Below are 26,651 nucleotides of genomic sequence, written 5' to 3' on the forward strand. Positions count from 1 at the left end.
AGTAATTGAGTTATGATGTAATCCTGGGTTAAGACAAAAGCCATACCCAGGATTATCGAGTCGCGATCTATATAACCTGGGTTATGCTGCGCTGATGCCCAATTTCTTTTTTATGGCATTTCATGACAAATTTTCGAAGCATTGCTGATATAAGACGAGAATACGGAGATCTGAATTTAAGTGAACAATCACTTCCTGAAGATCCAATTGTCCAATTTAAGCTTTGGTTTGAGGATGTTTTAAAAAATGAAAAAAATGATCCCACGGCTATGGTTCTTGCAACTGTAGACGAAAGAGGCCGTCCAGATTCTAGAGTGGTTCTGTTAAAAGGTTTGGACAGAGGGCAATTTATTTTCTATACCAATTATCAAAGTACGAAAGCAAAGCAAATTCAAAATAACCCCTATGCAGCACTTAATTTTTATTGGCCACAAATGGCAAGGCAGATACGCATTCGTGGTCAAATCGAACAGATTAACAAGGAACAATCAGATCTTTATTTTTCAACAAGACCGATCAAAAGCCAGTTCAGTGCTATTGTATCTCCGCAAAGTCAGGAAATTGGGGGCAGAGAAGCATTAGAGCATGCTTTAAATGATTTAATTCAAAAACACGGCCAAGAGCCTGTATTACGCCCTAGCTATTGGGGCGGCTATATGGTTATTCCTGAGGAAATCGAGTTTTGGCAAGGGCGTGATAACCGTTTGCACGATAGAATTCGCTATTATATAAAAGATGGGCAATGGAAGTATCATCGTTTGGCCCCTTAGCAATAGTGATATAGCCTCCCCCACTGAACTTTATAGTGCGTTGCACGCTCACTCGGTTTAGTCCATGTATTAATATATACTCCGTTGCCTTATTCACTTGCGGCTTGTCTAGTGGGTAAGACTATATACGACCGGCAAAATTTGCCGGCAAAAAGTTAAATTCTGCCACAATTATATGTTTTATCCCTCTTTTTGTACTTACTCTATTTTTTCTGTTTTTTTTAAAGACAGAAAAACTTGGCCTGAAAATTGCTTTAATAAATAATACGATATTAATCGAACTGTTTTTGAGGTTATTTTTTTCAGAGTAAAGAAAAATTTGTCAAGAATTAGTAAATGTTTTTATTTGGTAAATAAGCGTTAACAGAAAGTCGTAAAATTATTTTAAATGTATAAATGATTAACAGTATTGATAAAAATACTGTATAAACAAATAGAGGGTATAATCATGAACGACATAACAGCCTTACTACCACATATTAAATTACGTTTCAACATTGAACATCCAAGCTACGAAGACAGCTATGCATTTGGTTATGAATGCGCACTTGCAGACGTAGCTGAGGCAGATAATCCATTTCGTAAAGGAACCCAACAAGCAGAGCACTGGCTAGAAGGCTGGTGGGATGCAATTGGTGGTGAAGAGCCTTTATTTGAATTGAATGCTCAAGAAGCAGCGGAGCTATCTAGCGAAGAAAGTGCCGCGAATGATCAAGAGTATTGCCATAAGCACGGCTTTTTATCTCTGGTAATTGAAATTAGCGGTGCAATAGCAGCTTCGGCATTAGTGGGATATCAATTATTTGAATTGGTAGCATAAATTTTGTATGCAAAACCCTTCAAGATTTTTTATTTCACGACGTGATATATGGTACTGCTTAACCCTTCATTTTTCCTCCTCCCATTTGGGAGAGGGGATTTAATGATAATTACTAATTTTTAAAAAGTTTTAATACCATGGAGCGCATTCGTGCCGTTTCTGAAGGATTAAATTCCTTATAAATTTCGCTGCCTATGTTAAGACATACGGTCACATTTTCACCAAGCCCCTTGAGCAAATCTACACCAGATAATTTAAGGATTTGAATTTTTTGGGCTATATCGCCAGCCCATGCATCAAGATAGTGCATGTCTGTGAACACCGGAAGGAAGATATGCTCTTGCTCTTGTAAAAACAATACTTTCGGTTGGTCATCTGCAGAATTTTGCTCTACTGGAATGATAAAGTTGGCTTTAATAAACTCAAGATATGCTTTATTGGCTTCTTTGGTATTTCCATTCGCATCAAGAGCTTCTTTTATTGCAAGGTTAAGCGTATTCATTTTAAGCCTTAGTTTTGATTTTAATCAAATTGAAATTGTTTTAGCAAAATTTATTGTAAGATAATACAAATTCAATGATAACACATCGAAAAAGCGATACAGCACTGTAAATTATAACCATTTTCTGTACCTATGAAAATGAAATCAAACTATGTGTTGAAATAAATGACAACCCTAGTATAATGTTGCTTTGGTTTTGCAGATTTATTGCTCACTTTTTAGATAAATATTTTAGGGTTTGTTTCTATTTCAGCTATTACTAGTGAAATGTTAACGATCTCTATCCTGGGTTGTTTTTTTGATGTGTAATTGCCAGGTAACCATTCAATTGAACAGAGCCGATTAGGGTTTTATTAACGCAGAGAGTTTATGAATAAAGTACATGAGTCTAGAGTAGAAATTTATAATCGTAAAAATTATTTAGGATTTGCTTGGTTAGTATGGGGGTTGGCTGCGGCGTTCTATTTTTCTGATTATATGGCTCGTGTTGCACCCGGAGTGATGCACCGATACTTACAAATTGACTTCGGAATTAATGAAGCGGGTTTTGGTATTTTAACTGCCTCATTTTATGTTCCATACATCCTGATGCAAATTCCTGTAGGACTGACTGTAGACCGCTTAAGTATACGTTGGCTACTTACGGTTATGTCGCTCGTGACTGCTTTTGGTTGTTGTGTTTTTGGCCTTGCAGATAGTTTACTTATGGCCTCAATAGGAAGGATGCTCATAGGCTTTAGTGCAGCCTTTGCATTTATTTGCTCTCTTAGGTTAGCTACGTCCTGGTTCCCCCCCACAATGTTAGGTTTACTTGCTGGTTTAACCCAAGCTTTAGGAATGTTAGGGGCAGCTGCAGGAGAAGCTCCTGTTTCATTTTTAGTCACTAATGTGGGATGGCGCCACAGTATGCTGATTATTGCTTTTCTCTTTATTGCACTCGCAGCTTTGTTGTATCAATTTGTACAAGATAAACCGGGAGAACATCGCAGTGAGGTACGATCTATTAATCAGATCAGTATTCTTCAGAGTTTAAAAATAATCTTATCGTGCAGACAAACGTGGCTTAATGCGCTTTATGCTGGATTTTTATTTGGACCAACGGCTGTTATTGGTGAGGCAATTGGACCTGCATACCTGCAATATGGTAGAGGATTAGGTGCGCATGCAGCTGCTTTTGCCACCGGATTAATTTTTATCGGCTGGGGTATTAGTGGTCCCTTATCAGGATGGATTTCAGATAAAATGGGACGACGTAAACCTTTAATGATCCTTTCAGCCTGTTTTGGTGTACTTTTTACAACTCTATTTGTGTACAGTTCTAATTTAAGTCAAAATTCGGCTTATTTACTGTTCTTTCTTTTCGGTTTAACGAACACGGGTGTTGCTATTGCTTATGCTGTTTCAACAGAGATACATGATAGAAATGTAGTGGGAACCTCAATTGCATTTACCAATATGATATCGATTTTCGTAGGAGCTTCATTACAACCTTTAGTTGGACGATTGGTTGATATGGTATCTGGTGCACGTGCTTATAACGTTGAATCATTATTGCTCTCTGATTTCCAAGCGGGTTTAAAATTATTGCCTCTTTGTTCCATAATCGCACTGGTATTGGCTTTTACTGTTAAAGAAACCTATTGTAAGCCAGTGAACCATTCCTAAGCGCTTGGTATTTTTTTATTGATATAAAAAATAGCTACACCTGTTTTTTTACAAGCGCGTATCGCACTCAGATGTTATTTACTGCTATACTTTCAGCTGCAGTTTTGCTGCATGCGAATTAATAACATGGAGAAGAGAATGAAAAAATTAACAGGATTAATAATTATCCTGGCCGTTCTAATTCTAGGCGGGTATTATGGCATGGGCTTTCTTACTGAAAGAACGATTAGAAAAAATATAGAAGTAATTGACCAATCTAATGGGCTTTATGCTGAAATCGAGCAATACAAAAGAGGATTATTTGATTCCGAAGCCCAAATTAAATGGCAGTTACATATTCCAGAGCGCATAGTAAAAGATGAGAATGGACAACCTCAAACTCTTCCTGCCCAAGACTATAATATGGCAATGCCACTAACAATCCATCATGGTCCTATTATTTATGCTAATAATAAATTGCGTTTTGGATTGGGTTATGCTGAGGCAGTTTTCCCATTCCCAGAACAGTATAACCAGCAATTTGATACTCAATTTGCCAAAGAATCAACTAAGCCAAAGTTGGATCTAAGTATTTTCGTTAATTATCTGAACGAAAGTACTGTAGATTTCAAAGTTCCCGATTTTAAATTAATTGCCAAAGATGGTTCCGGTCACCTTGAATGGTTAGGTATGGATTCAAGCACAAAAATGTCTTCAGGAATGGGTAAAGTTGCAGGTAAAGTTGTCTTGGATGGTCTGAATGCTACCAAAGACGATACTAAAATCACTTTAAGCAAAGTATCGAGTGATTACGATTTACATGAAACACCTGCTGGATTGTATCTGGGTGATGCAAACTTCTCTCTACCTTCTTTTAATGTCTATGTTAAAGATCAAAAGATGTTTGCAATCAATGATCTCACAATCAGATCAGATAGTGATATTGAACAGCATCTTTTTAACACCAACTTCAATTTGACTTTAAAATCAGTATTAGCGAATGGCCAGAATTACGGCCCAGGAGAATTGCAAGTTGCTTTAAGAAACATTGATGCAGATGTACTTGCTAAAATCAATGAACAAACAACAGCAATGCAAAATGGCAACGATATGCAACGCCAACAAGCAATGCTGGCTCTTCTTCCTGAAGTACCCAAATTATTTAACAAGGGTGCAGAATTTGAAATCCCCAAACTTAGCTTCACGATTCCACAAGGACAGATTGAAGGAAATATGTTTGTAACTTTGCCTAAAGGTGAAAATGCCAATCCATTTGAAATGATGCAAAAGATTCAAGGCAAAGCAAGGCTGCAAGTACCCGCAGAGGCAGTAAAAGCAGTTATGAAACAATCAGTGCTTCAGCAAATTGCTAAAAAGCCTGATTTACAACAAACCCTAACGCAGCAATTGCAAGCGAGTCAGACAGCAGGCCAGCCAAATCAGCCAGCTGCTCCAGCTCCAACTCCTGAGCAATTAGCAGAAATGCAAACAAATAAACAAATAAATGCATTACAACAAAATGGCTTAATTACAGCTCAGGGTACAGACTTTGTAATTGAGGTAAGTTTGGATCAAGGTAAATTTACAATTAATGGTAAACCTTATGATCCTTCAATGATGAAATTTTAAGATACAACTGGAGCATTTTTGTAAGGAGTAGATAGTAAAAAGCAACCTACTCCTTATAAGAACTTTTTGAACTGATATTGAACATTATATATTGATTATTAATACAGTTTTTTCTGTTCTACCCTTGTTTCAACGGGTTTGTTTCGGTAATATACTGTTTTTAAAAGGAGGAGCTAATAATAATGACAACAATCAGTAATGAAGTAGTGGACAACACCGCTTCTCTCGCCGAAAGCGTAACTCTTTCAGTGCAAAAATATTTTTCTGAGCTTAAGGGAACTGATCCTGTTGACTTATACCAGTTTGTACTTGAAGAAATTGAAACACCATTGTTTCGTGCAGTGATGGAGCATTGCAAGTACAATCAGTCACGAGCAGCAATTATGCTGGGGATTAGTCGTGGAACTTTGAGGACTAAATTACGTCGATATTTCGATGATAAATATGTTGGTACTCGAGACTAAACAGAAATTTAAATTAGAGGAGCTGATAAGCTCCTTTTTTTTAACTGAAATTTTATAATAGTTCATGGGCGTTTTATGACCGGAAAGCCATATTTGGCTCTGGTTGGACGAAAATACTGATACCTGCTTTGCGGCTTTCTCCTCGTATTTTCGTCCAACCAGAGCCAAATCTGACTTTCCAGGAGGATTAAAGCACGACCTTTGAACAGAAAGTATAGTTTGGCTGCTTGCAACCAGGATCAAACATAATTTTAATTGGGTCGAGGTGAAAACATCCAAATTGCTGGAGGAGCGGATTCATCTTTGAATGGAGAAGAAAAGCCCGTTTGCAAGCAAACAGGCTACGCTTGTCGCTGGGGAATCCTAGCAGATTTTCATCAAAGAGCCAGGCTACACGTTTGTAGTTATTCGGCGAACATCGAGCTTACAGATTCTTCTATATTAACTCGTTTGATGGCTTGCGCGAGCATATCAGACAGGCTTACAACACGAATTTTTTCACATTTACGTGCTTCATCAGATAGAGGAATCGTGTCCGTGACTACAATTTCATCAAGACCTGAATTTTTAATATTATTAACTGCAGGACCAGATAAAACCGGATGAGTTATATACGCCCTAACACTATGCGCTCCGTTTTTCTTAAGCTCATGGGCTGCAGAACAAAGCGTTCCAGCGGTATCAACAATATCATCAACAATAATGCAATTTTTATTCTTGGGTTCACCAATAATATGCATAACTTCAGATTTATTAGGGCCACTCCGGCGTTTATCTATAATGCATAATTCTGCATGGTCAAGACGTTTCGCAACGGCTCGAGCTCTAACAACACCGCCAACATCAGGAGAGACTACCATTATATTTTTTAAGTTTTGCTTTGTTATATCTTCGAGGAGTATCGGAGTTGCATAAACGTTATCCACTGGCATGTAGAAAAAACCCTGGATCTGATCAGCATGCAGGTCTACTGTAAGCACTCTACAGATACCTACAGATGCCATCATGTCAGCAACAACTTTTGCTGTAATAGGAACACGTGCTGAGCGAACTCGACGATCCTGGCGGGCATAACCAAAATAAGGAACTACGGCAGTGATACGAGAAGCAGAGGATCTTCTTAGCGCATCAGCCATTGTCAAGAGTTCCATTAGGTTATCATTTGATGGAGCACAAGTTGATTGGATTATAAAAACGTCTCTACCACGGACATTCTCTAGGATCTCAATCATTGTCTCCCCATCGCTAAAAGTACCAACGGTTGCTTGGCCAATAGGTATTTTCAAATGAGAAGAAATTTGTTGAGCTAATTCCGGATTTGCGTTTCCGGCAAAAATCATCATAGTGGACATGTGTAAAAAGCCTTTAGATCTAGGTTAATCATTTAAACTTAAACACATAGCAGAAGACAGCCAAAAAGATATTATTATTATTTGAGCATTACAAGAACGCATCCTTCTAGGTTATCTTCTGCTGTCTGTTTACTTGAATCAACAAGAATGTGGCAGGGGTGCTAGGATTCGAACCTAGGTATGCAGGGATCAAAACCCTGTGCCTTACCGCTTGGCGACACCCCTAAATTTGCAGATTCTTACAATCATCCATTATTAAAAATTGCGCTCATCCCTGCAAATGTGTTGCGTATTTTGCAGTGGTTTTAGGAACATGTCAACTTTGAAAGCAATAATTTTTTATATTTTTTAAGCAAGAAGAGTGGTTGACTTTATTGTTAGAATGTCATATTAGCATTGAAACAGGTCAGTAGAAACGAAATTCAGAAAAATCTCCGAATTTCGTTTTATCAGAATCCAAGAGCAAATCGGTCTTAAACAGTCCAATTTTGAATAGCTACTTTAACCATTACTCCATTTCCTTCGAGGCGAATCAAACTTGGCAGGTCAACTCCTCTGACTGAAGTGTATTTAGTGAAATTAATTGTATAGCCACTTTGTCTCAATTGTACTAAGTGATTGTATTCATCACGCTGCTCCGATTGAACAGGACCTGGTGCGGGTAACCCTCTTACCCAATAGTAAAGATTATTTACAGGAAGTCTGATTCCAGTTTGCTCTGCTAAGAGTTGATCAGGGTTATGAGACGTGATTCTTTTAGGCCCATCTTGGAAGGTAATGGTGTTGCCTTTTTTGTTAATAAGAACGGTACCAGCCCCTAAAGGACCCATTAGGCGGATTTGATAGGCGCCAGGACCGCTTTGTTTCCAGTTCATGGCCGCCGACCATCCTTTATTTTTATTTTTTGCAGCCATGGACCCACGAATTTCCCAGGAGGAAACCGTTGCTGTTTTTGCTTTGCGTTGTTCTACGGACATCACTTTATTTTCTGCTCCGGACATCGCTTTGTTTTGTTCTGATGGGAGGTTTTTGTTTTCAGGCACTTCCCCTGCAGGTCGAGGAGGGGCACAGGCTGCTGTTAAGAAGCAAAAGGAAATTAGTACTAATCGTTTCATATTATTCATTTATCACCTCAAGTCCTTTTTTGTAGTTTTTCAATTAACAATACGCTAGACTGTACGCTTATGCAATCAGTCTTAATCAATATGAAATTAAAAGCAATTTATCCTGGTACTTTTGACCCTGTTACTAATGGACATGTTGATATTATTACTCGTGCGGCTAAGATTTTTCCAGACATTCTCGTAGCTGTGGCGAGCAATAAAGCAAAACATCCTTTTTTACCGCTCGAGACGAGAATCAAACTTGTAGAAGAGGCGGTTGCAGAGTTACCCGGAGTTCGCGTACTTGGATTTGATATTCTTTTAATAGATTTTGTATTGGAACAAAATGCTGGAATTATCTTACGAGGTTTGCGCGCGGTTTCTGATTTTGAGTATGAATTTCAACTGGCTGGGATGAATAGGAAATTATCGAAGCAAATAGAAACGATATTCTTAACCCCATCAGAAAATTTTATGTACATTTCGTCTACTCTGGTGCGTGAAATTGCACTTTTAAATGGAGATATCTCTCAATTTGTGCCTTCTTGTGTCGTAAGGGAACTCCAAAAGAGACAGGGTGAACATGGAACGTCAAAAATTATTTAAGGCTTTTTGCCTGATTACACTATGCATCAATTTTTTGTTTTATCTCCCTACCCATACTTTTGCCGACCAAAATCACATCCTTCCTCCTGGTTATGCTGTAGCTAGTGCAAATCCATTGGCAACTAATGCCGGACTTGAAATTTTAGCCAATGGTGGAAATGCTTTTGATGCAGCAGTAGCTGTGTCTGCGGTATTAGCTGTAGTTGAACCCTATCATTCAGGACTGGGGGGCGGTGGGTTTTGGCTGCTGCATCAAGAAAATCCTCATAAAAACGTCTTTATTGATGGGAGGGAAACAGCTCCTTTGGCAGCAAAAAAAAACATGTATTTGACGCCTGACGGGAGTGTGATACCCGGGTTATCCTTAAATGGAGGTCTAGCCGCAGCGATTCCTGGAGAACCTGCAGCGTTGGTATATATTGCCAAAAATTATGGGCGACTACCTTTGGCAAAAACATTAGCTCCTGCAATCAAGTTAGCACAAGAAGGTTTTTTGGTTGATAAGCAATTAAATTTTTTTTTAAAGAGCGCAGACCGATTAGAGCAAATCAAGAAGTATCCTTCCACAGCCAAAATTTTCCTAAATAATGGAGCTCCTTATCTCATTGGGGAGCGTTTAATTCAAACTGATTTAGCAAATACTTTGAAGCAAATTGCCGCGAAAGGAGAGCAAGGGTTTTATGCTGGAGAAGTGGCGGAGCGTTTAGTTAAGGGAGTTAATGCTGCAGGAGGTATATGGACACTTGAGGATTTAGCTAAATATCGTATCAAGATCAGGGAGCCATTGATAGGTGCGTATCATAATATGTTAATTATTACCGCACCTCCGCCTTCAGCAGGGGGTATTGCCTTATTGACCATGTTGAATATATTGTCTCACTATACTTTATCTTCATTATCAAAAGTGCAATCGATACATTACCTTGTAGAATCCATGCGCCTTGCATATTGGCAACGCGAACAGTTTTTGGGTGACCCTGATTTTATCACTATCCCCGTTGAAAAGTTAATTTCCGCAGAAAACGGAAAACAGCTCAGTACACTAATTCCTCCCCAGAAAGCGATTGCTAGTACTGTTTTGCAGAAGCAGGTGAAGAATCCTCAAGGGAAACAAAACAATTCTACGAATACGACTCATATTTCTATTATTGATACTGAGGGTAATCGTGTTTCTGCGACCCTGACTATAAATTACATCTTTGGCTCCAGCGTTGTAGCCGAAGGAACCGGTGTTTTGTTAAATGATGAGATGGATGATTTTTCCAGCAAAGTGGGTGAAGAAAATGTTTTTGGTATTGTAGGGGCAGATAAAAATGAAATTGCACCCGGGAAAAGACCATTATCCAGCATGACACCTACTTTTCTTGAATTACCAGGGCGTGTCGCCATTTTGGGAACTCCCGGAGGCAGTCGTATCCCTACTATGGTATTAATTGCATCATTAGTGTTTCATGATGCCTACGGTGCAATTAGTATGGTTTCGGCGATGCGCTTTCATCATCAGTATTTACCGGATATATTGCAGTTTGAGCCGGATACTTTTCCTGCGCCAATTCAAGAAGAATTAAAAGCTATGGGGTATCATCTAATGCAATTAGGGCAATATTATGGGGACATGCAAGCAATTACCTGGGATAAGCAAACCAATATCTTAACTGCAGCCTCTGATCCGAGATTTATAGGATTAGCCGCGTCTATAGTGAACACGCCAAGCGGATACGGAGTAAAATTCTAGGGTCGTTTACATTGTACTATCTTGGCCAAACTGTTCTGATTTTCTGCGTTCCGAGGCTCACATACTGATGTATTCTGCGCTTTTTTCAACCTGAGCCCAAATCTGACGTTCTACCAATAGCGTTCGGGCATGCTGGGCTGAAAAAGCCCAGCAACGATTGTGCATCTTGGCATTATTACCGGGCTTTTCAGCCCAGGCTGCGATGCAATTATGACTGGTTTTCTCCAATCAGCTTTTTTATTTCTGCAAAAGTGTGCTGAATGAGCTTTTCTTTATTCTCAAGGGTAAATTGTGCGGCATCAATAGGCTTACCTATATGTATTTCAGCTTTTTGTTTTAGATGAAAATTAAAAGTTCGTGCTGGTAAAATATTATTGGCACCACGTATTCCTATAGGAATAATTGTTGCCTTGGATTGGATTGCAGTAATAAATCCTCCTTTTTTAAACGAACCAAGCTTTCCATCTTTGGAGCGAGTTCCTTCAGGAGCAATCCACATAACAATACCGCTTTCCATTAATTGCTGCGCATACGCCAAGTCTTTAATCGCTTGATATTTATTTTTTCGATCAATAAAAGGGAATTCTGCAGCTTTCATCGCTTTACCCATTAAGGGAATTTTTGCGAGTTCCTTTTTTGACAACATCCGAATGGAATGATTTGGAAATGCTTTAAATGCAAGAGGAATATCATAAGCGCTTGAGTGATTGCACATAATAATTGTAGCTTTTCCTGGTTGCGGCTGGACATTAAACGGGTTTATCACTTTATACTCTACTTGTACAGCATTCAGTAACTGATCAATCCAATGGTGTAGCGCATTATCTGTCCATTGCCGGCTTATGGTGCTAAAAAAATATTTAAAGAGACAGCGCGTACTGGTAACTGCCGTATAAAAAATGATATTGCAAAGAATCCATGCGGTTCGTAATTGATTTGTTCTCATTCGCGTTAAGACTAAGTGAATTAGCGGTAATATAACGCAAGTTGATTCGCTTGCACAGATAGTTTTTAAGAAGTCTAAATGTATCTATGGGATTGGCAATAGGCTTTGCCCCAATCGAAACACGATAAATTTAAAAAAATCCTACTGCCCTGCCTACGGTATTGATGAATGAGTCATCGGGGAGGACCGCATGAATATCAAAACCATTCGACATAATTTTATCCTCACCCCAACGTTCGTCCATGTAATATCGATATCGAGTTCCATGTAAATGACTAATAGCTCCTATTTTTTCTCTTATCCCATGCCTTCTTTCATCTTCAATGAGTTCAAAATACCGTAAATTGTAATAAAGATTTTCAGGCATGAGTTCCTTCGCTTTTTTAAAGTAGGGAATGGACTCTTGCTTTTTCTCCTCAAAATAAACAAGGGTATCGGCGAGTAAATAATAAATTTTCGCGAGGATTTGACGCATTTCCTTTGATTTTGGCTCATTAATAGTAATAAAAGTTTTAAGCTCGTTCTTCAAATCGTCAATTTCATTTTTATGCACTTTAATAAAATCAACACGGGCGCTTAAACTGTCGTTATAATCAATAGGCACACCAAGTTGGGCAATCAGACAATCAATTTTTCGTAATAATAACTTATTTAATTGATTATAGACTTCCTTTAATGTCGTGTTGCTATTGAGAAATAGAAATTCACTGAGTCGATGTTGCGCTTTGCTTAATTGGGTTCGATCGGATTCTTTCACCGGGTGCTCTAATTCATCGATCGCCAAAAGCGTGGCCGCATAACTTAAAGTCGCCTCCCTGATTAGCGAATCGTGTGGTTGGATACTCACTATTTTTTTAGCCAGCTCTATTTGTTCTTCAGCCATTTGCAGTGCTTCTTTTGTCTTTTTATAGAGCAATGCTTCTTTTATCTGTGATGCATTTGTATTGAATTGAGTAAAATAATATTCACGCAAGCGTTCAAGCTTAAACTTATTAAATTTGAGGTTTTGACTGTTTCGATACAAAACATCAGCGTCCTGAAAACGATGACTTTCCATAGCGAGGTCAAATTGATATAGAGTCCACTCTTCTCTCATCATGATGTCGTGCATGGAATTGTCCTGATCTAAAATTTGGGGTTCAAGTCTGACTGCTTGAGCTAAATACTCGAGGGTTTGATTGCCAGTGAAGAACTGGGTTAATCTCCATTTACTTTTTTCTTTTTTAGCGTCCTCTAAATAACTTTTGGCTACTTGGGTACGTAATTCAGGATATGATATTAAGTAAACTATTTGTTCTTCATAGCTAAAATTGTTTTGTATATAATTAACTGCTTTTTGTTGATCTTCTTTGTTCGTTGATAAGAATAATGCACCAATGAGTTCCATCGCATTGATTAATGCTTGAGGGTCAGTTTCTTCTTGGGTTAAGTAAAAATCAATAAATTCTTCCTTAAATTTTTTTTTGACTTCTGGAGACCACTCCAATGCTTCATAAAATTGTTGTTGTGAAGCCAGGGATTGTGCATAGGCTTTGGCAAAAAGACTGGATTTAAAACAATCTATTTTGCTGACATGTTGGCGGTAATAATTAATTTGGCGAATTGCAGCATCAATTGTTTCATTGTCTTGGGGATCGATGGCAGGAAGCAAATAAGCCAGAGATTCTCGTATAAAGGCTTGACCAAAAGGGTAGTTCCTCCGGATGGATTCATTGAGTTCAGGAAAGGCAGGTGAATGCGCAATGAAATAACTAACTAATAATTGCTGGAGTTCATTAGAAGTTTGATTTGTTCTTGGTAAATGGACTAAGCGTATAAAATTTGTGGAAATTGGAAATCCATCATTGCATTTACTCAATTCTTTAGATTTAAAACCCTTTAGGTAGCCGGCATAGGCAATTTTACCTAAAGTCATTTCAATGCGATTAGGATGGCAATGATTCTCAAAACCCAACCAGCCTTTAAATGATTCAAAAAGAGTACGAAACCAACTGACCTGAAAAACATCGACTCCATCTGTGTAGAGTCTTTGCCGGGGACATGAAGCAATTTCTCGCCAAAACATTCGATATTCATCTTCATCAAAATCATAAATAAGAAAGTCTGGAAGATGCACTGTTCCTTTTACTTGATATTGTTCAGCGACATGTCTTGCTAATCTTAAACGTAACATAAAAAAATCCCAGGAAAATTAGGCAATTACATGGTAATTTAAAATCAAGTATTGGGCAATTAAGTTATAGAATGAACAAACTTAATTGGATGTTTCATTTTGACATTGGGGACAAAAAAAGGAATTACGTCCAGAAATTACCACCGATTCAATAGGCTGTTGACAGAGCAAGCACGGTTTATTTTTTCGGCCATATACTTTAAGCGAGATACTAAAATAACCCGGTTTGCCATCAAAAGCATAAAAATCACGTAGGGTAGTGCCACCACATAATATAGCCTGTTTAAGTACCTCTTTAATCTGTTTGGTGAGCATATAACACGCTTCTTCTGAAAGCATTTTCGCTGGGGTATTAGGATGGATATGCGCTAGGAAAAGGCTTTCTGTAGCATAAATATTGCCTACACCCACCACAACTTCACTATCCATAATTAATGATTTAATCGGTTTGTTCTTATTTTGAGCTTTTTGAAAGAGGTAATGACCATTGAATTCCTCACGAAGAGGTTCGGGACCTAAATGGCTAAGTAATCGATGTTGATACGGGTTTTCATTGATGTACAGGAATAAACCAAAACGCCTGGGATCACAGAATCGGAGTACGAGCTCGTTTGCCATCGTTAAGAGAATGTGATCATGCTTTTCTGGCTGGCTTTTATCCGCTACGATACCCAGGTGACCTGACATTCCCAGATGAATTAAAAGATATCCTTCTGAGAGCTGGATTAGAATGTATTTTGCCCTACGAGAAACAGCAATTATTCTTTTGCCTGCACATAATTGATCCAAGTTGTCGGGAACCGCGATGCGGAGTTGAGAATTGCGGACGATGATTTGTTTAATTGTCTGCCCTTCCAGATGGGATTTAATTCCTTCTTTTGTCGTTTCGACTTCAGGTAATTCGGGCATTATTTTTTATCGTCATGTTCAATAATTCTACCCTGACTTTTATTAATCTCTTCTGTTTTAGTCGAGTGGCTTGGGAACAAATATTGTTTTATTGTCGCGACCAACCAAAGGATTCCTCCTATGAGAAGGCCCCAAACCAAAACATACGAGAACATAAATAACAGACCAAAAAATAGTGCAATAGCAACTCCGGCTACCAAGAAAGGCACCAAATTTTCAAAAATTTTTCCTAAAGGAGATTTTTCGTTCATAACATAATTTCCTATCTTATTATTTATTAATTATCGGCTACATAATGAAATGTTGCAACGTAAAGAGTAAAATTGTGTTATCCTTAGTATGATGGTATAAGGATTTTTTAAATTCTTACATTGAGTACCTAACTAAAGGATGAGTTTTTTCTTAATTTGCATTTTTGCATTTGAAGTGGAGCTATTATGGTTTTTGGTTATTTAAACCTGTCTTTTTGGGGATATGTGGTTGCCACATTGATTTTGACGCAAATTACTATCGCCGCAGTAACATTATATCTTCATCGCCACCAAACCCATCGCGCGTTGACGCTGCATCCGATTATCAGTCATTTTTTCCGTTTGTGGCTGTGGTTAACTACTGGAATGGTTACTGCAGATTGGGTGGCTATTCATCGAAAACATCACGCATCAGCAGATGTTGAAGGTGATCCGCACAGCCCTGTAGTGTTCGGTATTAAAAAAGTATTTTGGGAAGGAGCTGAACTCTACAAAGTAGCGCGTAAAGATAAAGAAATGGTCGCTAAGTACTCTCATGGTACTCCTAAAGATTGGCTGGAGCGAAAAGTTTATTCTCCCCATTCTTCCAAGGGAATATTGCTGATGTTGTTCATTAATTTATTCTTATTTGGTGTTCCTGGAATCACGATTTGGGCAATTCAAATGATGTGGATACCATTTCATGCTGCCGGTGTAGTGAATGGAATTGGGCACCATTGGGGGTATCGAAATTTTGAATGTCCGGATGCTGCAAGAAATATTATCCCCTGGGGCTTTTGGATAGGGGGTGAAGAATTGCATAACAATCACCATACTTTTGCTTCTTCAGCCAAGTTTTCCATTAAATGGTGGGAGTTTGATATAGGTTGGATGTACATTCGAATTCTTTCCTTTTTAGGCCTTGCCAAAGTAAAAAAATTACCACCAAAACTGGCGATGGAAGAAGGAAAGCTGCAAGTGGATTTGGATACGGTGAAAGCAGTTATTGCGAATCGTTTTCAGGTCATGTCGAACTATTATAAAAGCGTGATTAGACCCATTCTCAAGCAAGAAAAGCATAACCTTATTGAAAATACGGAAGAAAAGAAGCTTTTGGCGCGTGCTGGAAGTTTATTGAGACGCGAGAATTGTTTGTTGAACACAAGAGCGAGAATGCGTTTATCTCATCTGTTGGAAGCGCGTGAACAATTGCGTATTGTTTATGCATACAAGCAATCGCTACAAAATATTTGGTTAAAAACAGCCTCTACTCAGAAAGAGTTAATCGATGCATTACAGCAATGGTGCAGGCAAGCAGAAGAGTCTGGTCTTGAAGTCTTGAGGCAATTTGCCCAACAGCTAAAAGGATATGTTCCTGTATATAGGTAATTTTTCTGTAATTTCTCACCATGTTGTCTCATAGAGGAGAGAACAGGTGAGAAGTTATGGTTTTATTTGGTTTTAGTTTCGATCGTCTATAGTAGTATTTTATTATCGCAATAACAGGGAGTCGTTATGATGAAAGGTGTAGCAATAGTTACGGGTGGAACTGGTGGTATAGGTACAGCCATTTGTCAACGCTTAGCTGCCGATTTTCAGGTCGTCGCGTGTTATTTCAAACATGGTAAACATGAAGAAGCGAAGCAATGGCAAGAAGAGCAAAAAGAGCTGGGTCACGATATTGATATCGTTTATGGTGATATCGCACAATTTGCAGATTGTGAAAAGATAGTGGCTTTAGTCATGGAGCGCTATGGCAGTGTTGATGTACTGATTAATAATGCAGGCATTACTCAAGATTGCAGTTTACGAAAAATGTCTCCAGATCAATGGCAAAATGTTATCGATGCCAATTTGACCAGCGTATTTAATATGACCCGCAATGTAATCCCAATTATGATCGATAAGGGTTTTGGCCGCATCATAAGTATTTCCTCCATTAATGGACGGAAAGGCCAATTTGGTCAATGTAACTATGCTTCAACTAAATCCGCGTTGTATGGGTTCACCAAAAGCCTGGCTTTAGAAGTAGCAAATAAAGGCATAACGGTGAATACAGTTTCTCCTGGTTATGTAGAAACGCCAATGCTTACTTCTTTAAAAGAAGAGGTGCTCAAATCAATCATCGCAAGTATTCCTGTTGGCCGCTTGGGAAATCCAAAAGAAATAGCTGATGCGGTTGCTTATTTAGCATCCCCCGATAGCGGATTTATTACCGGCGCAAACTTAGATATTAATGGTGGACAGTATATGTAAAATTAGGTCTGGATTTGATTAATAATCCGGGTATTACTGTTTCTTTATCATTAATTTTCGCAAATCTAACTCATAGAGAACCATATGCACCATAATAATATTGTATTGATCACTGGAGGTACCGGAGATATAGGTACAGCAATTGCAAAAGAATTGAACTCTTCTTACAAACATGTTTTTTCTCTTGATTTAATTTCTGAAGAGGAAGGGAAAGCATGGAAAAAAGAGTTAACGGATGAAGGATATAAGAATATCTATTTTCGCCATATGGATGTAACTGATTATGAGCAATGCGGAGAGGTTATTTCTTCCATTATTGAAGAATACGGTAATGTTGACGTGCTCATTAATAATGCAGGCATCACTCGAGATGCTGTATTTACAAAAATGACCAAACAGCAATGGGATGAAGTATTAACAGTTAATCTTGATGGCATGTTTAATGTAACCCGTCATGTAGTTGAAAATATGAGAGAACACGAATCAGGACGCATCGTTAATATTTCTTCGGTGAATGCGCAAAAAGGTCAATTTTCGCAAGCAAATTATGCTGCTTCAAAAGCAGGTGTTTATGGTTTTACCAAAAGTTTGGCACAAGAACTAATGAGTAAAAACATCACTGTGAACAGTCTTTCTCCCGGATATGTTGATACTCGATTGATGAAAGGTATTAGGCCAGATATTCTGGAAGGGATTATTGCCCAAATTCCTGCAAAGCGGTTAGCTAAGACCCAAGAAATTGCCTGGGCTGTAGAATTTTTAATTAGTGATAAAAGTCGATACATTACCGGGGCTAATCTTAGTGTGAACGGCGGTCTCCATATGTATTAATAAAGATTGCATTCTTCCATTTATTAAAGACTATCCTCTTCTGGTTTACGAAAGAGGAAAAAGGTGAAGTTTTTAACAATGCAAAATTCACCTAAATATTAAGAGAAAACTATGACTCGATTAATAAAAAAATACAAAAATCGCCGGCTTTATGATACTGAGACAAGTCAGTATATTACCCTTGAAGAATTGCAGCGTTATGTGGTAGATGGCGTGCAATTTAAAGTAGAGGACTCATTAACAGAGAAAGACTTAACCAATGCCATCTTGCTACAAATTATTGTGGAAATGGAGGCGGGCTCAACTCAATTTTTATCTTCAGATATTTTGCGACAAATCATTTCTCTTGCCAATCATCCGATGCATGCTTCTTTAAAACAGATGATGGAGCAGATGTTTCAAGTTATGGAAAAACCGTTACAAAATAATCCTTATCGTCAGGCAACTGATACCTGGAATCAGCAAATGCAAAAAATGATGCAACAATGGCAAAGTTTATTTAAAGGTTAGCGGTTATTGAGGGGAGTTTTAAGGCAAGGGCGCATAAGCGATTTAAAGATTGGTTTTTTTATGCTGCACTGCAAAAAAAGTTTCACTAACCCATTGACAAATTTGCTCTCTATGTACTAATATTAAATTGTGCAATGCAACATAGAGGAGAATATCATGACTCAACAAAATTTTGAAAAATGGACTGAAGTGGCTAAAAAATTTCAAGAACCTTTTCAAGCCATAGCTGAATTGAATGTGAAAACTTTGCAGGGTATGCAATACCTCAAACCTGAAGAGATTGCGAGCATTAAAAAGCCTGAAGAACTATTGGAGAAGCAAATTAGTCTAGCTGTTGAAAATGGTCACAAAGCTTTAGATTACATGCAAAAATCTTTTCAAATTATTGAGAAGGCAATGTTAGGTTTTGTTCACGAAGCGAAAAAAGCATCTGAAGTAAAGCATTAATTTAAAAATCTTTCTTAAAAAGCAGTTCCAGTACTTAAGTCTGAGCTGCTTTTTTATTTTCGTTGCACCTAGGGGAACATTGTGCGTATTTTCTGGTGCAATTTTCATTTAAGATGCGCCAAATAGGAGCGCTCCTTGATATGATGACCTATTGATTCCATCCATAAAATCATACAAAAACCATATAAATTTAAAATATGAGCAATTGATTTTCTGAAAAATTGATATACTCTTAAGAAAGACGTGTTTAATTTTAAGTCAAAAACATAATTTTTTTTACCACTTGTTAAGGAAAGTTATTTTCAAGGAGGTTATCATGCAAGTCAAAGAAATCATGACATCTAAGCCGGAATTCTTACTCACCACGGCTACTATTACTGAAGCAGCTAAAAAAATGCGAGAATTAGATACTGGTTTTTTACCCATTGGTGATAAAGCAAAAGATAAAATTGTCGGTATACTTACTGATCGTGATCTGGTTATCTCCGCTCTTGCCAATAAGAATCCATTGGATACACCAGTAAAAAATGTGATGCATAAAGACGTATGGTATTGTTTTGAAAATGATGATGTAAAAAAAGCATATGAAAGCATGAAAGAGAAACAAATACGCCGACTCATTGTGCTTAATAAAGATAAAAAATTATCCGGTGTCTTGTCTTTAGGTGATATTGCATTACATTGCGATAGCAAACTCTCCGGAGAAACATTGAAAAAAATCTCTGTTCATTAAAAGAGTTGACACTGATCCTTCATCACCTACGGGCCGCCCCCACGACTAGTTCGCGGGGTTGTCCCTGAAGGGCGGTCACATGGAATATATTGCTTTATAGTTAATTTTTAATAAATGCTTAGGTGCCGACGACCTTATGCACTTATCATAAAAAAGTACAATAGAGGCAAAGATTCTGAAAGACGCTAAAGATCATTCAGCATACCCTGTAAAACCGGAGAGATCTTCAAATTTAGCTATCAGTCCACTTGAAGCAAAATGGCTTTAAAATTATCGAAATAGCATTATTGAAATTTTTCAAATAGATCGTTTAAGTTTATATGTCGGTTGTATTTATTAAAATTTTTCCAGGGGTTTGCTTTTTTTCCTAAACGCTGAAATATATTCTTCAAATGATAGGATTGAGGGTGTAATGAACTATCATTCAGTTCCTCCCATTCCAGGGGGGTGGCTACTGGAGCTCCTTTTTTGGCGCGTAAAGAATAAGGGGCTACTGTTGTCATAGCATAATCATTCCGTAAAAAATCAATAAATACTTTATTTCCACGTTTATTTTTTCGTTGTTCCAAAGTCGTTATTTGTGAATGCCGTTGATGCAGTTTTACTGCTATTTTTCTTGATATTTCTTTAATTTTATCAAATTTGAAGTGAGCTTTGATGGGTAAATGGATATGTAGCCCACGGGAGCCAGAAGTTTTGAGAAAGGTTTTAAGCTCAAATTCATCAAGTAGATTTTTTAAAGCAAGAGCTGTTTCACGCACTTTTTCAAAATCATCATCCTGTGGATCCAAATCAAAAATAATTTGATCGGGTTTTTCGATTGAAGACATAGTTGACAGGGACGTGTGTAGCTCCAGAGTATCTTGTCCTGCCAAATAAACCAAAGCCTTTTTAGAATGGACACCCACCATGTTCATTTCTGAATTATTTTGTACTGTCGGTACAGTAAATTGTTTTATAAAATCAGGGAAATAATCTGGACGATGTTTGTTATAAAAACCTTCCTGATTAATACCATCAGGGTACCGTTTCAGAGTAAGTGGTCTATTTTGCACAAAAGGAAGGAGGTATTCTGCGATTTTATAAAAATATTCCACAACTTCCTTTTTTGAAATTTTGTCATCTGGATAAAGCGGTTTATCTGGATGAGAGATATTAACACCGGTAATTTTCATAGGGTTCCTCCCAGAGGTTTGTAACTACCTATTTTATTTGATCTTCTCGGCGTACATCTTTTGCATCCTTGTCCTTACGAAGTCCCAAAAAGCGAGGATGCCTTAATTTTCCATGGCGTGTCCATTTCTGTAAAACCAACTTCACCAACAAGACTGGGCTTAAGCCAATGGACGTTATTCTCTGATTCTTCATAATGGCAGCCCAAGAGATTAATACATCATCGTTTGGTAAACTAAATTCATAATGCAAATGTCTGGCATCATGTTTTTGAATTACAAAAATATTTTCTTTTTTCTTTGATGTTCCTCCTTGAGGTTCTTTAGTTTTTCTAAAATCTCTTTTTTGCTGATAATCTTTTAATGGTTTGTTTTTAGACATTATTAATCCTTATTTTTGTGATGTAGAATTAACCCCACATATGGCGTCGATAAATGATGTTATGCACCATTTCTCTTGTGGGGCCTCGATAGAGTTGAGCTTAGATTAAATTATTCCTTATAAACTTAATTGATATTATGGACAATAAATTCACAATATAATAATTTATTGTCCAATTTATTAAATTAGAACAAAATAATCTAATGAATGGGTGTTTCTGAGTGTGGGTAGAAAGGGCTTTTTTAGTTTTCCACAAGAGGATACAATGCCCCAAGATGAGAATGATTCTATGAATGAGGTTACTAAAATGGGGGCATTGGGTGATCATTTTTCGTTATTTGGCTAAAGAAGTGTTTATCACTTTGATTTCGCTAACCTCCATACTGGTGTTAATTTTTCTGAGTAATCAACTGATTCAATATCTCAACAGGGCTGCTTCTGGAAGTATTCCGGGTGTCATTATTATGAAGTTAATGATATTGGAATTACCCACTTTACTGAGCTTACTGGTTCCATTAGGTTTTTATATTGCCATGTTGCTTGCATACGGCCGTTTATATGCTGAAAGTGAGATGACGGTATTAGGGGCTTGTGGTTATGGACCCAATCAATTATTAAAACACAGTTTTATTATGGCAATAGGGGTAGCCATTATTGTTGCTGTAGTAATGATTTGGGGTAGCCCTTTAATTTACATTGAACGAGCTAAACTGTTACGTACTACTGGCATAAAAACTTTAGTTCAAACCATCATGCCTGGACGTTTCCATGCGATTAATGACGGTCAGGAAGTATTTTATGTTCAATCAATGAGTCGTGATCATACTAAGGCCGAGCAAGTATTTCTGGCAAAGAAAAGTTCTGTAAATCAACAAACACGTTGGGATATATTATGGGCCGATCAAGCTTTCGCTGAAACTGACGCGAAAACAGGAGAGGATTACATCATTCTGCAAAATGGAAAAGAATACCAAGGGATTCCTGGTCATGCGGATTATCAAGTCGCAGAATTTGGGCAATATAAAGCACGCTTGCCGCATCCTGTAATTAGAATATCTGAAGATCTTCGTACAATGAGCACAGCCAGTTTATTACCTTATAATAATGAAAACGTTGCCAAGGCTGCTGAATTGCAATGGCGTTTTTCTGTTCCGCTCATGGTATTTACTTTGACCATGGTTGCTGTTCCTTTGAGTCGCATTAATCCTCGTTCAGGAAAATATGCCAAGTTATTACCCGCAATTATTATATACATTCTATATGCTAATTTATTATTTATTGCGCGTGATTTAATGATTTCCGGCAAAACACCCCAATGGTTAGGTTTATGGTGGGTGCATCTTATCATTGCTGGCTTCGGGTTGTTTCTAATTTGGCGTAATCAGGCGAAATTAGCATGAGTATGAAGATATTAGATCGCTACATTGCGAAAACCGTACTCAGCTCTATTGGTTTAGTCACGCTCATGCTGATAGGACTGCAAATTTTTATTTTATTTGTGGGTGAACTAAGTGATTTGGGGCGAGTTGATTACGGCATTGTACAAGCAACGGTATTTATTTTGTTGCAAATACCATATCAAGTCTATTTATTTTTTCCTATGGCCAGTCTCCTTGGTTGTTTGATTGGGCTTGGGATTTTAGCCAATCATAGCGAATTAGTCATAATGCGTGCCTCAGGAATGTCTATAGGACAGATAACCTGGGCAGTACTAAAAGCATCGATATTGCTTATTGTATTGATTACTGCATTAGGTGAAACTTTGGTCCCATACTTATCCCATTACGCTAATGACTATAAAACTGCTGCAGTCAGCGGAGGACAAGCATTGAGAACCTCAAAGGGCTCTTGGTTGCGTTATGGAAATGATTTTATTTCTGTTGGCTTAATACTGCCTAATAATGTTTTATACGAAGTTTATCAATTTCGTTTTGATGTTCATCATCATTTAAAAATGTCACGTTTTATTCGTGAAGCCAGGTATACTCCAACAGGGTGGGTTGCATATGATATACAGCAAACAGATTTTGACGTAGATAAAACCAAAACTCAGACTTTTGCTTCTCTTCCTTGGGACGTATCCGTAAAACCAAAAATCTTGGCGATTAGCAGTATCGAACCGGATGAAATGACTTTGCACGAACTAAATCGCTACATACGAGAGCAAAAGCATAATCATCAGAACGTACATACTTATCAGTTTGCTTTTTTGCAACGGATTATTCAACCATTTACGACCATGGTGATGATGATCCTCGCCATCCCATTTATTTTTGGTCCGTTGCGTTCGACAACTATGGGATCGAAATTATTGGTGGGTGCTGCAGTGGGATTTAGTTTTCATATCTTGAGCCGGTTTTTTGGTCCACTCAGCACTGTATTTCAATTGCCGCCTGAATTAGCTGCTTTAGGGCCTACTTTTATTTTCGCGCTATTGGGTTTGTATTTGATGAGAAAAGTCCGCTAACTCATCTGATGATTTACTTCCGATTCGTCTTAGCGTTTTGTGGTAGAATATGGAGCACGTAGTGCAATATATCAAAAAATGAAAATACAGTGTAAGTTTTGCCGACAGCGTATGGAACCAACTGTTCGCTGGGAAAAAAGATTAGTTACTACAGACCAAGCTGTTTATTATTGTAGTTTATGTACCAAACAATTATTTGTTTTAGGCGGATTTTTGGATAAACCGTTTTGGCAGCGTCCTATCTATTTATGGTTTGGCAGTCCATTAATCATCGATCTGATTGATTATTGGGAAAAGGCAAAAAACCTTTTAAGTGAGCTGCATCTTGGCAAATTAATTTACCTTATTTTATCCATAATCTTGACAGCATTTGCTTATTTCTTTTTTAAGTAAAATGACTGTTTTCATCGTTCCATCTGTTTGCGTATCAAGCGTGTTATACCATTTGCCCTGCGGCCCATCCTGATGACCAAGCCCATTGAAAATTATATCCACCTAACCAACCGGTAACATCCAAGGCTTCGCCAATGAAATAAAGTCCTGAGATATTTTGAGCTTCCATAGTTTTGGAAGAAATTGCATGGCAATCGATACCACCAATAGTTACTTCAGCGGTACGATATCCTTCAGTCCCATTAGGTTTTACAAGCCAGGAGTTAAGTTGTTTCGCTACAGAGTCCAAATTATGATTGGAGAGTTCCGCAAGTTTCTTTTCAGCAAGTTCTGGTGAAATAAAGAGTTCGATAACGCGTTTAGGTAAATGTGTGGACAAGATAGAGCTTAATTGTTTCTGTGGTTTTTCAGATCGAGCACTTTTTAAGTAATCCAAGAGATTGATTTCGGGTAATAAATTGATACAAATACTTTCTCCTGCATACCAATAGGACGATAGTTGTAAAATTGCGGGGCCACTCAAGCCGCGGTGAGTAAATAAGGTATTTTCACGAAACTCAATACGCGTATTTTTGACTAAACTATCAATACCAATCCCGGAAAGCAGAGCAATTCTTTCTTTCTCCAATACATCCAGAGTAAGAGGAACTAATCCAGCCCGAGTCGGCCATACTTTAATACCAAATTGCTCTGCAACTTTGTAGGCAAATGGACTCGCCCCCATGGTAGGTATGGATAACCCCCCGCTGGCAATAACTAGGGAGTGGCACTGAAATATCCCTTTGGTAGTTTGTAGTTTAAAGCTTTGTGATTTTTGAATTTTTTCTATACTGGTATTTAGATGTATCGTAGCACCTGCAGCGTCGCACTCTTTAAGCAACATATCCACAATGTCTTTCGATTTATTATCGCAAAATAATTGTCCTAAGGTTTTCTCATGGAAAGGAATTTTATGTTTTTTAACAAGCTCAATAAAATCCCATTGGGTATAGCGTGTTAACGCGGATTTAAAAAAATGAGGGTTATGGGAGTTATATTTTTCAGGATCAATATAATAATTTGTAAAATTACAACGACCTCCTCCCGACATTAAAATCTTTTTACCTGCTTTATTTGCATGATCCAATACCAGGACTTTGCGCTGACGTTTGCCCGCTTCAATGGCGCACATTAAACCTGCAGCACCTGCACCTATAATAATGACATCAACTGCTTCCATATTGGATTGACTTGTGTTAAACCTAAACATAGTAACATGCGTTGTACGTGATTCAAAGAGTTGTTCTTGCGCACAAAGGGATTTTTTATACAACTATTCATGATAAGTACATTTTATGTATGTTCTAAAACGTCTTTTAGCGATCGTATTGGGTGTTATCGTATTGCCATTTCGCATCTTGGCATACAATGCGTTTTATGAAGCAATTGCATTTCTTTTGGGAGTTTCTAGTGTAATCAGCTTGCCCATTTATTTTGCATCTGCTTTTAATAATCTTGGCATTTCCATTGCAAAAAATGTTCTAATGACTACTTTAATTATTTTTCCGCTAGTAGCGACAGGAGTGGCAATTACCTTCGCAGCTGCAAGCGCTTTTTTAGTTTACCACACTATCATCAACATACTTGAATCATTCTGGCTTGGTTTTAGAAGTGGATTACTTCATGAGATGGCGGGATTTTGGAATGCGCTTGCTTCGCAAACTACTTTAATCCAGGACATCGATTTGCATATGAGGGCTTTTCAGGCCGGTGTGCACGCGGATGAATTAATCGATGATGTTGATTTTGATGGCTTCCAAAGAATAAGAGAAGAATTACAAGATGTTGTTGTAGTAAAGGAGGATTTGGACGTTCCAGATTTAGAAAGAAAGGCTCCAAGGGGATCTCATCCGTTAAATGACATTGAATTAAAAAAAATCAACACACTCATAAAGAACTTGACCAATTCTCAAGATTCTTTATCTCTCGAAGAAAAGAAACGGTTAGATGCTTTAAAAACTTTGTACACGCAATATAACGATTTATCAAAAAAGCTGGAGGATGTACGAACTGCTTTAGTGGAGAATGATAAAACCCGAATTAAGGATGAAATGATAGCCTTTAATGAGGTGGAAACCCCTATATTATTGGTGAAGCAATATAAAAAAGAGGAGCAATGGCATAATGTTCCTGCGAGCAGCTATGTTACCGATAAAGAAAGTTTACTGCATTGGTTAAAGCAAAATCCAAAACACCCTCTCAACAAAGATACTCTGAAAAAACCAGAATATTATAAACAAATGGAAACACAATATATTTGGTATGAACTTACTAAAGACGAGTGCACCTCCCAAGAGTTAGCTGAGATTGCTACCCAAATGAGTGATTTGCTTCAAATGTTACTTCCTCTAGTACCTAAGCAAAAAATGAATATAGGGCTATGTACTGCATCCCAATCGTTTTTTAGTTCGGGGGGCAATAATTCTGAGTCACCTACAACACAATTGGATACTGCATTAACAGGTGAGACGTTGAGATGAAAGCCAAAGCACTATTTATTCATATTCAAGAGTAAATTGAACATTTATTGTTACTTTT

Annotated in this window: 27 protein-coding genes and 1 tRNA gene; 17 read left to right on the forward strand and 11 right to left on the reverse strand. The window is 37.8% G+C overall.

What is annotated here, in order from left to right:
- Positions 1-122: 122 nt before the first annotated feature.
- A complete protein-coding gene (pdxH, locus tag LXO92_RS04135) occupies positions 123-770 on the forward strand; it encodes a pyridoxamine 5'-phosphate oxidase (RefSeq protein WP_182351463.1) in 648 nt (215 codons plus the stop codon).
- 448 nt (positions 771-1,218) lie between these two features.
- Positions 1,219-1,590, forward strand: coding sequence for a transmission trait enhancer LetE (locus LXO92_RS04140; protein WP_182351464.1), 372 nt, complete (start codon positions 1,219-1,221; stop codon positions 1,588-1,590).
- A gap of 112 nt (positions 1,591-1,702) precedes the next feature.
- Here LXO92_RS04140 and LXO92_RS04145 read toward each other — a convergent pair whose 3' ends face one another.
- Positions 1,703-2,092 carry an SseB family protein gene (locus LXO92_RS04145; protein WP_182351465.1) on the reverse strand — a complete coding sequence of 130 codons (390 nt, stop codon included), beginning with the start codon at positions 2,090-2,092 and terminating at the stop codon, positions 1,703-1,705.
- 369 nt (positions 2,093-2,461) lie between these two features.
- Between LXO92_RS04145 and LXO92_RS04150 the strand changes: the two genes are divergently transcribed.
- The 3 genes from LXO92_RS04150 to LXO92_RS04160 all read left to right on the forward strand — a co-directional run bounded on the left by LXO92_RS04150 (position 2,462) and on the right by LXO92_RS04160 (position 5,829).
- Positions 2,462-3,757: an MFS transporter gene (locus LXO92_RS04150; RefSeq protein WP_182351466.1), complete on the forward strand. Its 1,296-nt coding sequence runs from the start codon at positions 2,462-2,464 to the stop codon at positions 3,755-3,757.
- Positions 3,758-3,895: 138 nt separating this feature from the next.
- A complete protein-coding gene (locus LXO92_RS04155; RefSeq protein ID WP_182351467.1) occupies positions 3,896-5,365 on the forward strand; it encodes a YdgA family protein in 1,470 nt (489 codons plus the stop codon).
- Between the two features lie 182 nt (positions 5,366-5,547).
- Positions 5,548-5,829, forward strand: coding sequence for a helix-turn-helix domain-containing protein (locus LXO92_RS04160; protein ID WP_003633193.1), 282 nt, complete (start codon positions 5,548-5,550; stop codon positions 5,827-5,829).
- Positions 5,830-6,233: 404 nt separating this feature from the next.
- Here the strand turns inward: LXO92_RS04160 and LXO92_RS04165 are convergent, their stop codons facing one another.
- The 3 genes from LXO92_RS04165 to lolB all read right to left on the reverse strand — a co-directional run bounded on the left by LXO92_RS04165 (position 6,234) and on the right by lolB (position 8,305).
- The gene (locus LXO92_RS04165; RefSeq protein ID WP_182351468.1) at positions 6,234-7,181 is read right to left on the reverse strand and encodes a ribose-phosphate pyrophosphokinase; all 948 of its coding nucleotides are present in this window, start codon (positions 7,179-7,181) and stop codon (positions 6,234-6,236) included.
- A gap of 150 nt (positions 7,182-7,331) precedes the next feature.
- Positions 7,332-7,406: transfer RNA gene (locus tag LXO92_RS04170), tRNA-Gln, on the reverse strand.
- Positions 7,407-7,654: 248 nt separating this feature from the next.
- Entirely contained in the window at positions 7,655-8,305 is a 651-nt protein-coding gene (gene lolB / locus LXO92_RS04175) for a lipoprotein insertase outer membrane protein LolB (RefSeq protein WP_182351469.1), read from the reverse strand.
- 60 nt (positions 8,306-8,365) lie between these two features.
- Here lolB and coaD point away from each other — a divergent pair, with 60 nt between their 5' ends.
- On the forward strand, positions 8,366-8,890 hold the full coding sequence (gene coaD / locus LXO92_RS04180) for a pantetheine-phosphate adenylyltransferase (RefSeq protein ID WP_182351470.1): 525 nt from the start codon (positions 8,366-8,368) through the stop codon (positions 8,888-8,890).
- The gene (ggt, locus tag LXO92_RS04185) at positions 8,868-10,625 is read left to right on the forward strand and encodes a gamma-glutamyltransferase (RefSeq protein WP_232890431.1); all 1,758 of its coding nucleotides are present in this window, start codon (positions 8,868-8,870) and stop codon (positions 10,623-10,625) included. Before coaD ends, ggt begins: the two co-directional genes overlap by 23 nt.
- A 208-nt stretch (positions 10,626-10,833) precedes the next feature.
- On the opposite strand, the gene LXO92_RS04190 is transcribed toward ggt, so the two are convergent.
- The 4 genes from LXO92_RS04190 to LXO92_RS04205 form a co-directional block, all read right to left on the reverse strand.
- Complete coding sequence (locus tag LXO92_RS04190) at positions 10,834-11,571, reverse strand: lysophospholipid acyltransferase family protein (RefSeq protein ID WP_232890432.1); 738 nt, start codon at positions 11,569-11,571, stop codon at positions 10,834-10,836.
- Positions 11,572-11,701: 130 nt separating this feature from the next.
- Positions 11,702-13,744, reverse strand: a complete 2,043-nt coding sequence (locus LXO92_RS04195; protein ID WP_232890433.1) for a hypothetical protein — start codon at positions 13,742-13,744, stop codon at positions 11,702-11,704.
- Positions 13,745-13,825: 81 nt separating this feature from the next.
- A complete protein-coding gene (gene mutM, locus LXO92_RS04200) occupies positions 13,826-14,653 on the reverse strand; it encodes a bifunctional DNA-formamidopyrimidine glycosylase/DNA-(apurinic or apyrimidinic site) lyase (protein WP_182351474.1) in 828 nt (275 codons plus the stop codon).
- A complete protein-coding gene (locus LXO92_RS04205; RefSeq protein ID WP_182351475.1) occupies positions 14,653-14,904 on the reverse strand; it encodes a hypothetical protein in 252 nt (83 codons plus the stop codon). Before LXO92_RS04205 ends, mutM begins: the two co-directional genes overlap by 1 nt.
- A gap of 186 nt (positions 14,905-15,090) precedes the next feature.
- Here LXO92_RS04205 and LXO92_RS04210 point away from each other — a divergent pair, with 186 nt between their 5' ends.
- The 6 genes from LXO92_RS04210 to LXO92_RS04235 all read left to right on the forward strand — a co-directional run bounded on the left by LXO92_RS04210 (position 15,091) and on the right by LXO92_RS04235 (position 19,660).
- Positions 15,091-16,272: a DesA family fatty acid desaturase gene (locus LXO92_RS04210; protein WP_182351476.1), complete on the forward strand. Its 1,182-nt coding sequence runs from the start codon at positions 15,091-15,093 to the stop codon at positions 16,270-16,272.
- Positions 16,273-16,398: 126 nt separating this feature from the next.
- The gene (gene phbB / locus LXO92_RS04215) at positions 16,399-17,139 is read left to right on the forward strand and encodes an acetoacetyl-CoA reductase (protein ID WP_182351477.1); all 741 of its coding nucleotides are present in this window, start codon (positions 16,399-16,401) and stop codon (positions 17,137-17,139) included.
- 84 nt (positions 17,140-17,223) lie between these two features.
- On the forward strand, positions 17,224-17,970 hold the full coding sequence (gene phbB, locus LXO92_RS04220; RefSeq protein ID WP_182351478.1) for an acetoacetyl-CoA reductase: 747 nt from the start codon (positions 17,224-17,226) through the stop codon (positions 17,968-17,970).
- A 111-nt stretch (positions 17,971-18,081) separates the two neighbouring features.
- Positions 18,082-18,480, forward strand: coding sequence for a polyhydroxyalkanoate synthesis regulator DNA-binding domain-containing protein (locus LXO92_RS04225; RefSeq protein ID WP_182351479.1), 399 nt, complete (start codon positions 18,082-18,084; stop codon positions 18,478-18,480).
- A gap of 156 nt (positions 18,481-18,636) precedes the next feature.
- On the forward strand, positions 18,637-18,927 hold the full coding sequence (locus LXO92_RS04230; protein ID WP_182351480.1) for a phasin family protein: 291 nt from the start codon (positions 18,637-18,639) through the stop codon (positions 18,925-18,927).
- A gap of 316 nt (positions 18,928-19,243) precedes the next feature.
- Positions 19,244-19,660, forward strand: a complete 417-nt coding sequence (locus LXO92_RS04235) for a CBS domain-containing protein (protein ID WP_182351481.1) — start codon at positions 19,244-19,246, stop codon at positions 19,658-19,660.
- A gap of 284 nt (positions 19,661-19,944) precedes the next feature.
- Here LXO92_RS04235 and ligD read toward each other — a convergent pair whose 3' ends face one another.
- Together ligD and LXO92_RS04245 are read right to left on the reverse strand one after the other, a co-directional pair.
- Positions 19,945-20,835, reverse strand: coding sequence for a non-homologous end-joining DNA ligase (gene ligD, locus LXO92_RS04240; protein ID WP_182351482.1), 891 nt, complete (start codon positions 20,833-20,835; stop codon positions 19,945-19,947).
- Positions 20,836-20,863: 28 nt separating this feature from the next.
- Positions 20,864-21,214, reverse strand: coding sequence for a hypothetical protein (locus LXO92_RS04245; protein ID WP_232890434.1), 351 nt, complete (start codon positions 21,212-21,214; stop codon positions 20,864-20,866).
- Positions 21,215-21,534: 320 nt separating this feature from the next.
- On the opposite strand from LXO92_RS04245, the gene lptF reads away from it, so the two are divergent.
- From lptF to LXO92_RS04260, 3 genes are all read left to right on the forward strand, one after another.
- The gene (lptF, locus tag LXO92_RS04250) at positions 21,535-22,614 is read left to right on the forward strand and encodes an LPS export ABC transporter permease LptF (protein WP_232890476.1); all 1,080 of its coding nucleotides are present in this window, start codon (positions 21,535-21,537) and stop codon (positions 22,612-22,614) included.
- Positions 22,611-23,681, forward strand: a complete 1,071-nt coding sequence (gene lptG, locus LXO92_RS04255) for an LPS export ABC transporter permease LptG (RefSeq protein ID WP_182351484.1) — start codon at positions 22,611-22,613, stop codon at positions 23,679-23,681. Before lptF ends, lptG begins: the two co-directional genes overlap by 4 nt.
- A gap of 111 nt (positions 23,682-23,792) precedes the next feature.
- Positions 23,793-24,074, forward strand: a complete 282-nt coding sequence (locus LXO92_RS04260; RefSeq protein ID WP_182351485.1) for a hypothetical protein — start codon at positions 23,793-23,795, stop codon at positions 24,072-24,074.
- Positions 24,075-24,117: 43 nt separating this feature from the next.
- Here LXO92_RS04260 and LXO92_RS04265 read toward each other — a convergent pair whose 3' ends face one another.
- Positions 24,118-25,293, reverse strand: a complete 1,176-nt coding sequence (locus LXO92_RS04265) for a BaiN/RdsA family NAD(P)/FAD-dependent oxidoreductase (RefSeq protein ID WP_232890477.1) — start codon at positions 25,291-25,293, stop codon at positions 24,118-24,120.
- A gap of 115 nt (positions 25,294-25,408) precedes the next feature.
- Here LXO92_RS04265 and LXO92_RS04270 point away from each other — a divergent pair, with 115 nt between their 5' ends.
- Positions 25,409-26,593: a coiled coil protein gene (locus tag LXO92_RS04270; RefSeq protein WP_232890435.1), complete on the forward strand. Its 1,185-nt coding sequence runs from the start codon at positions 25,409-25,411 to the stop codon at positions 26,591-26,593.
- The last annotated feature ends 58 nt before the right edge of the window (positions 26,594-26,651 follow it).

This window comes from Legionella resiliens, from assembly GCF_021344005.1.
GTDB classification, from domain to species: Bacteria; Pseudomonadota; Gammaproteobacteria; order Legionellales; family Legionellaceae; genus Legionella; species Legionella resiliens.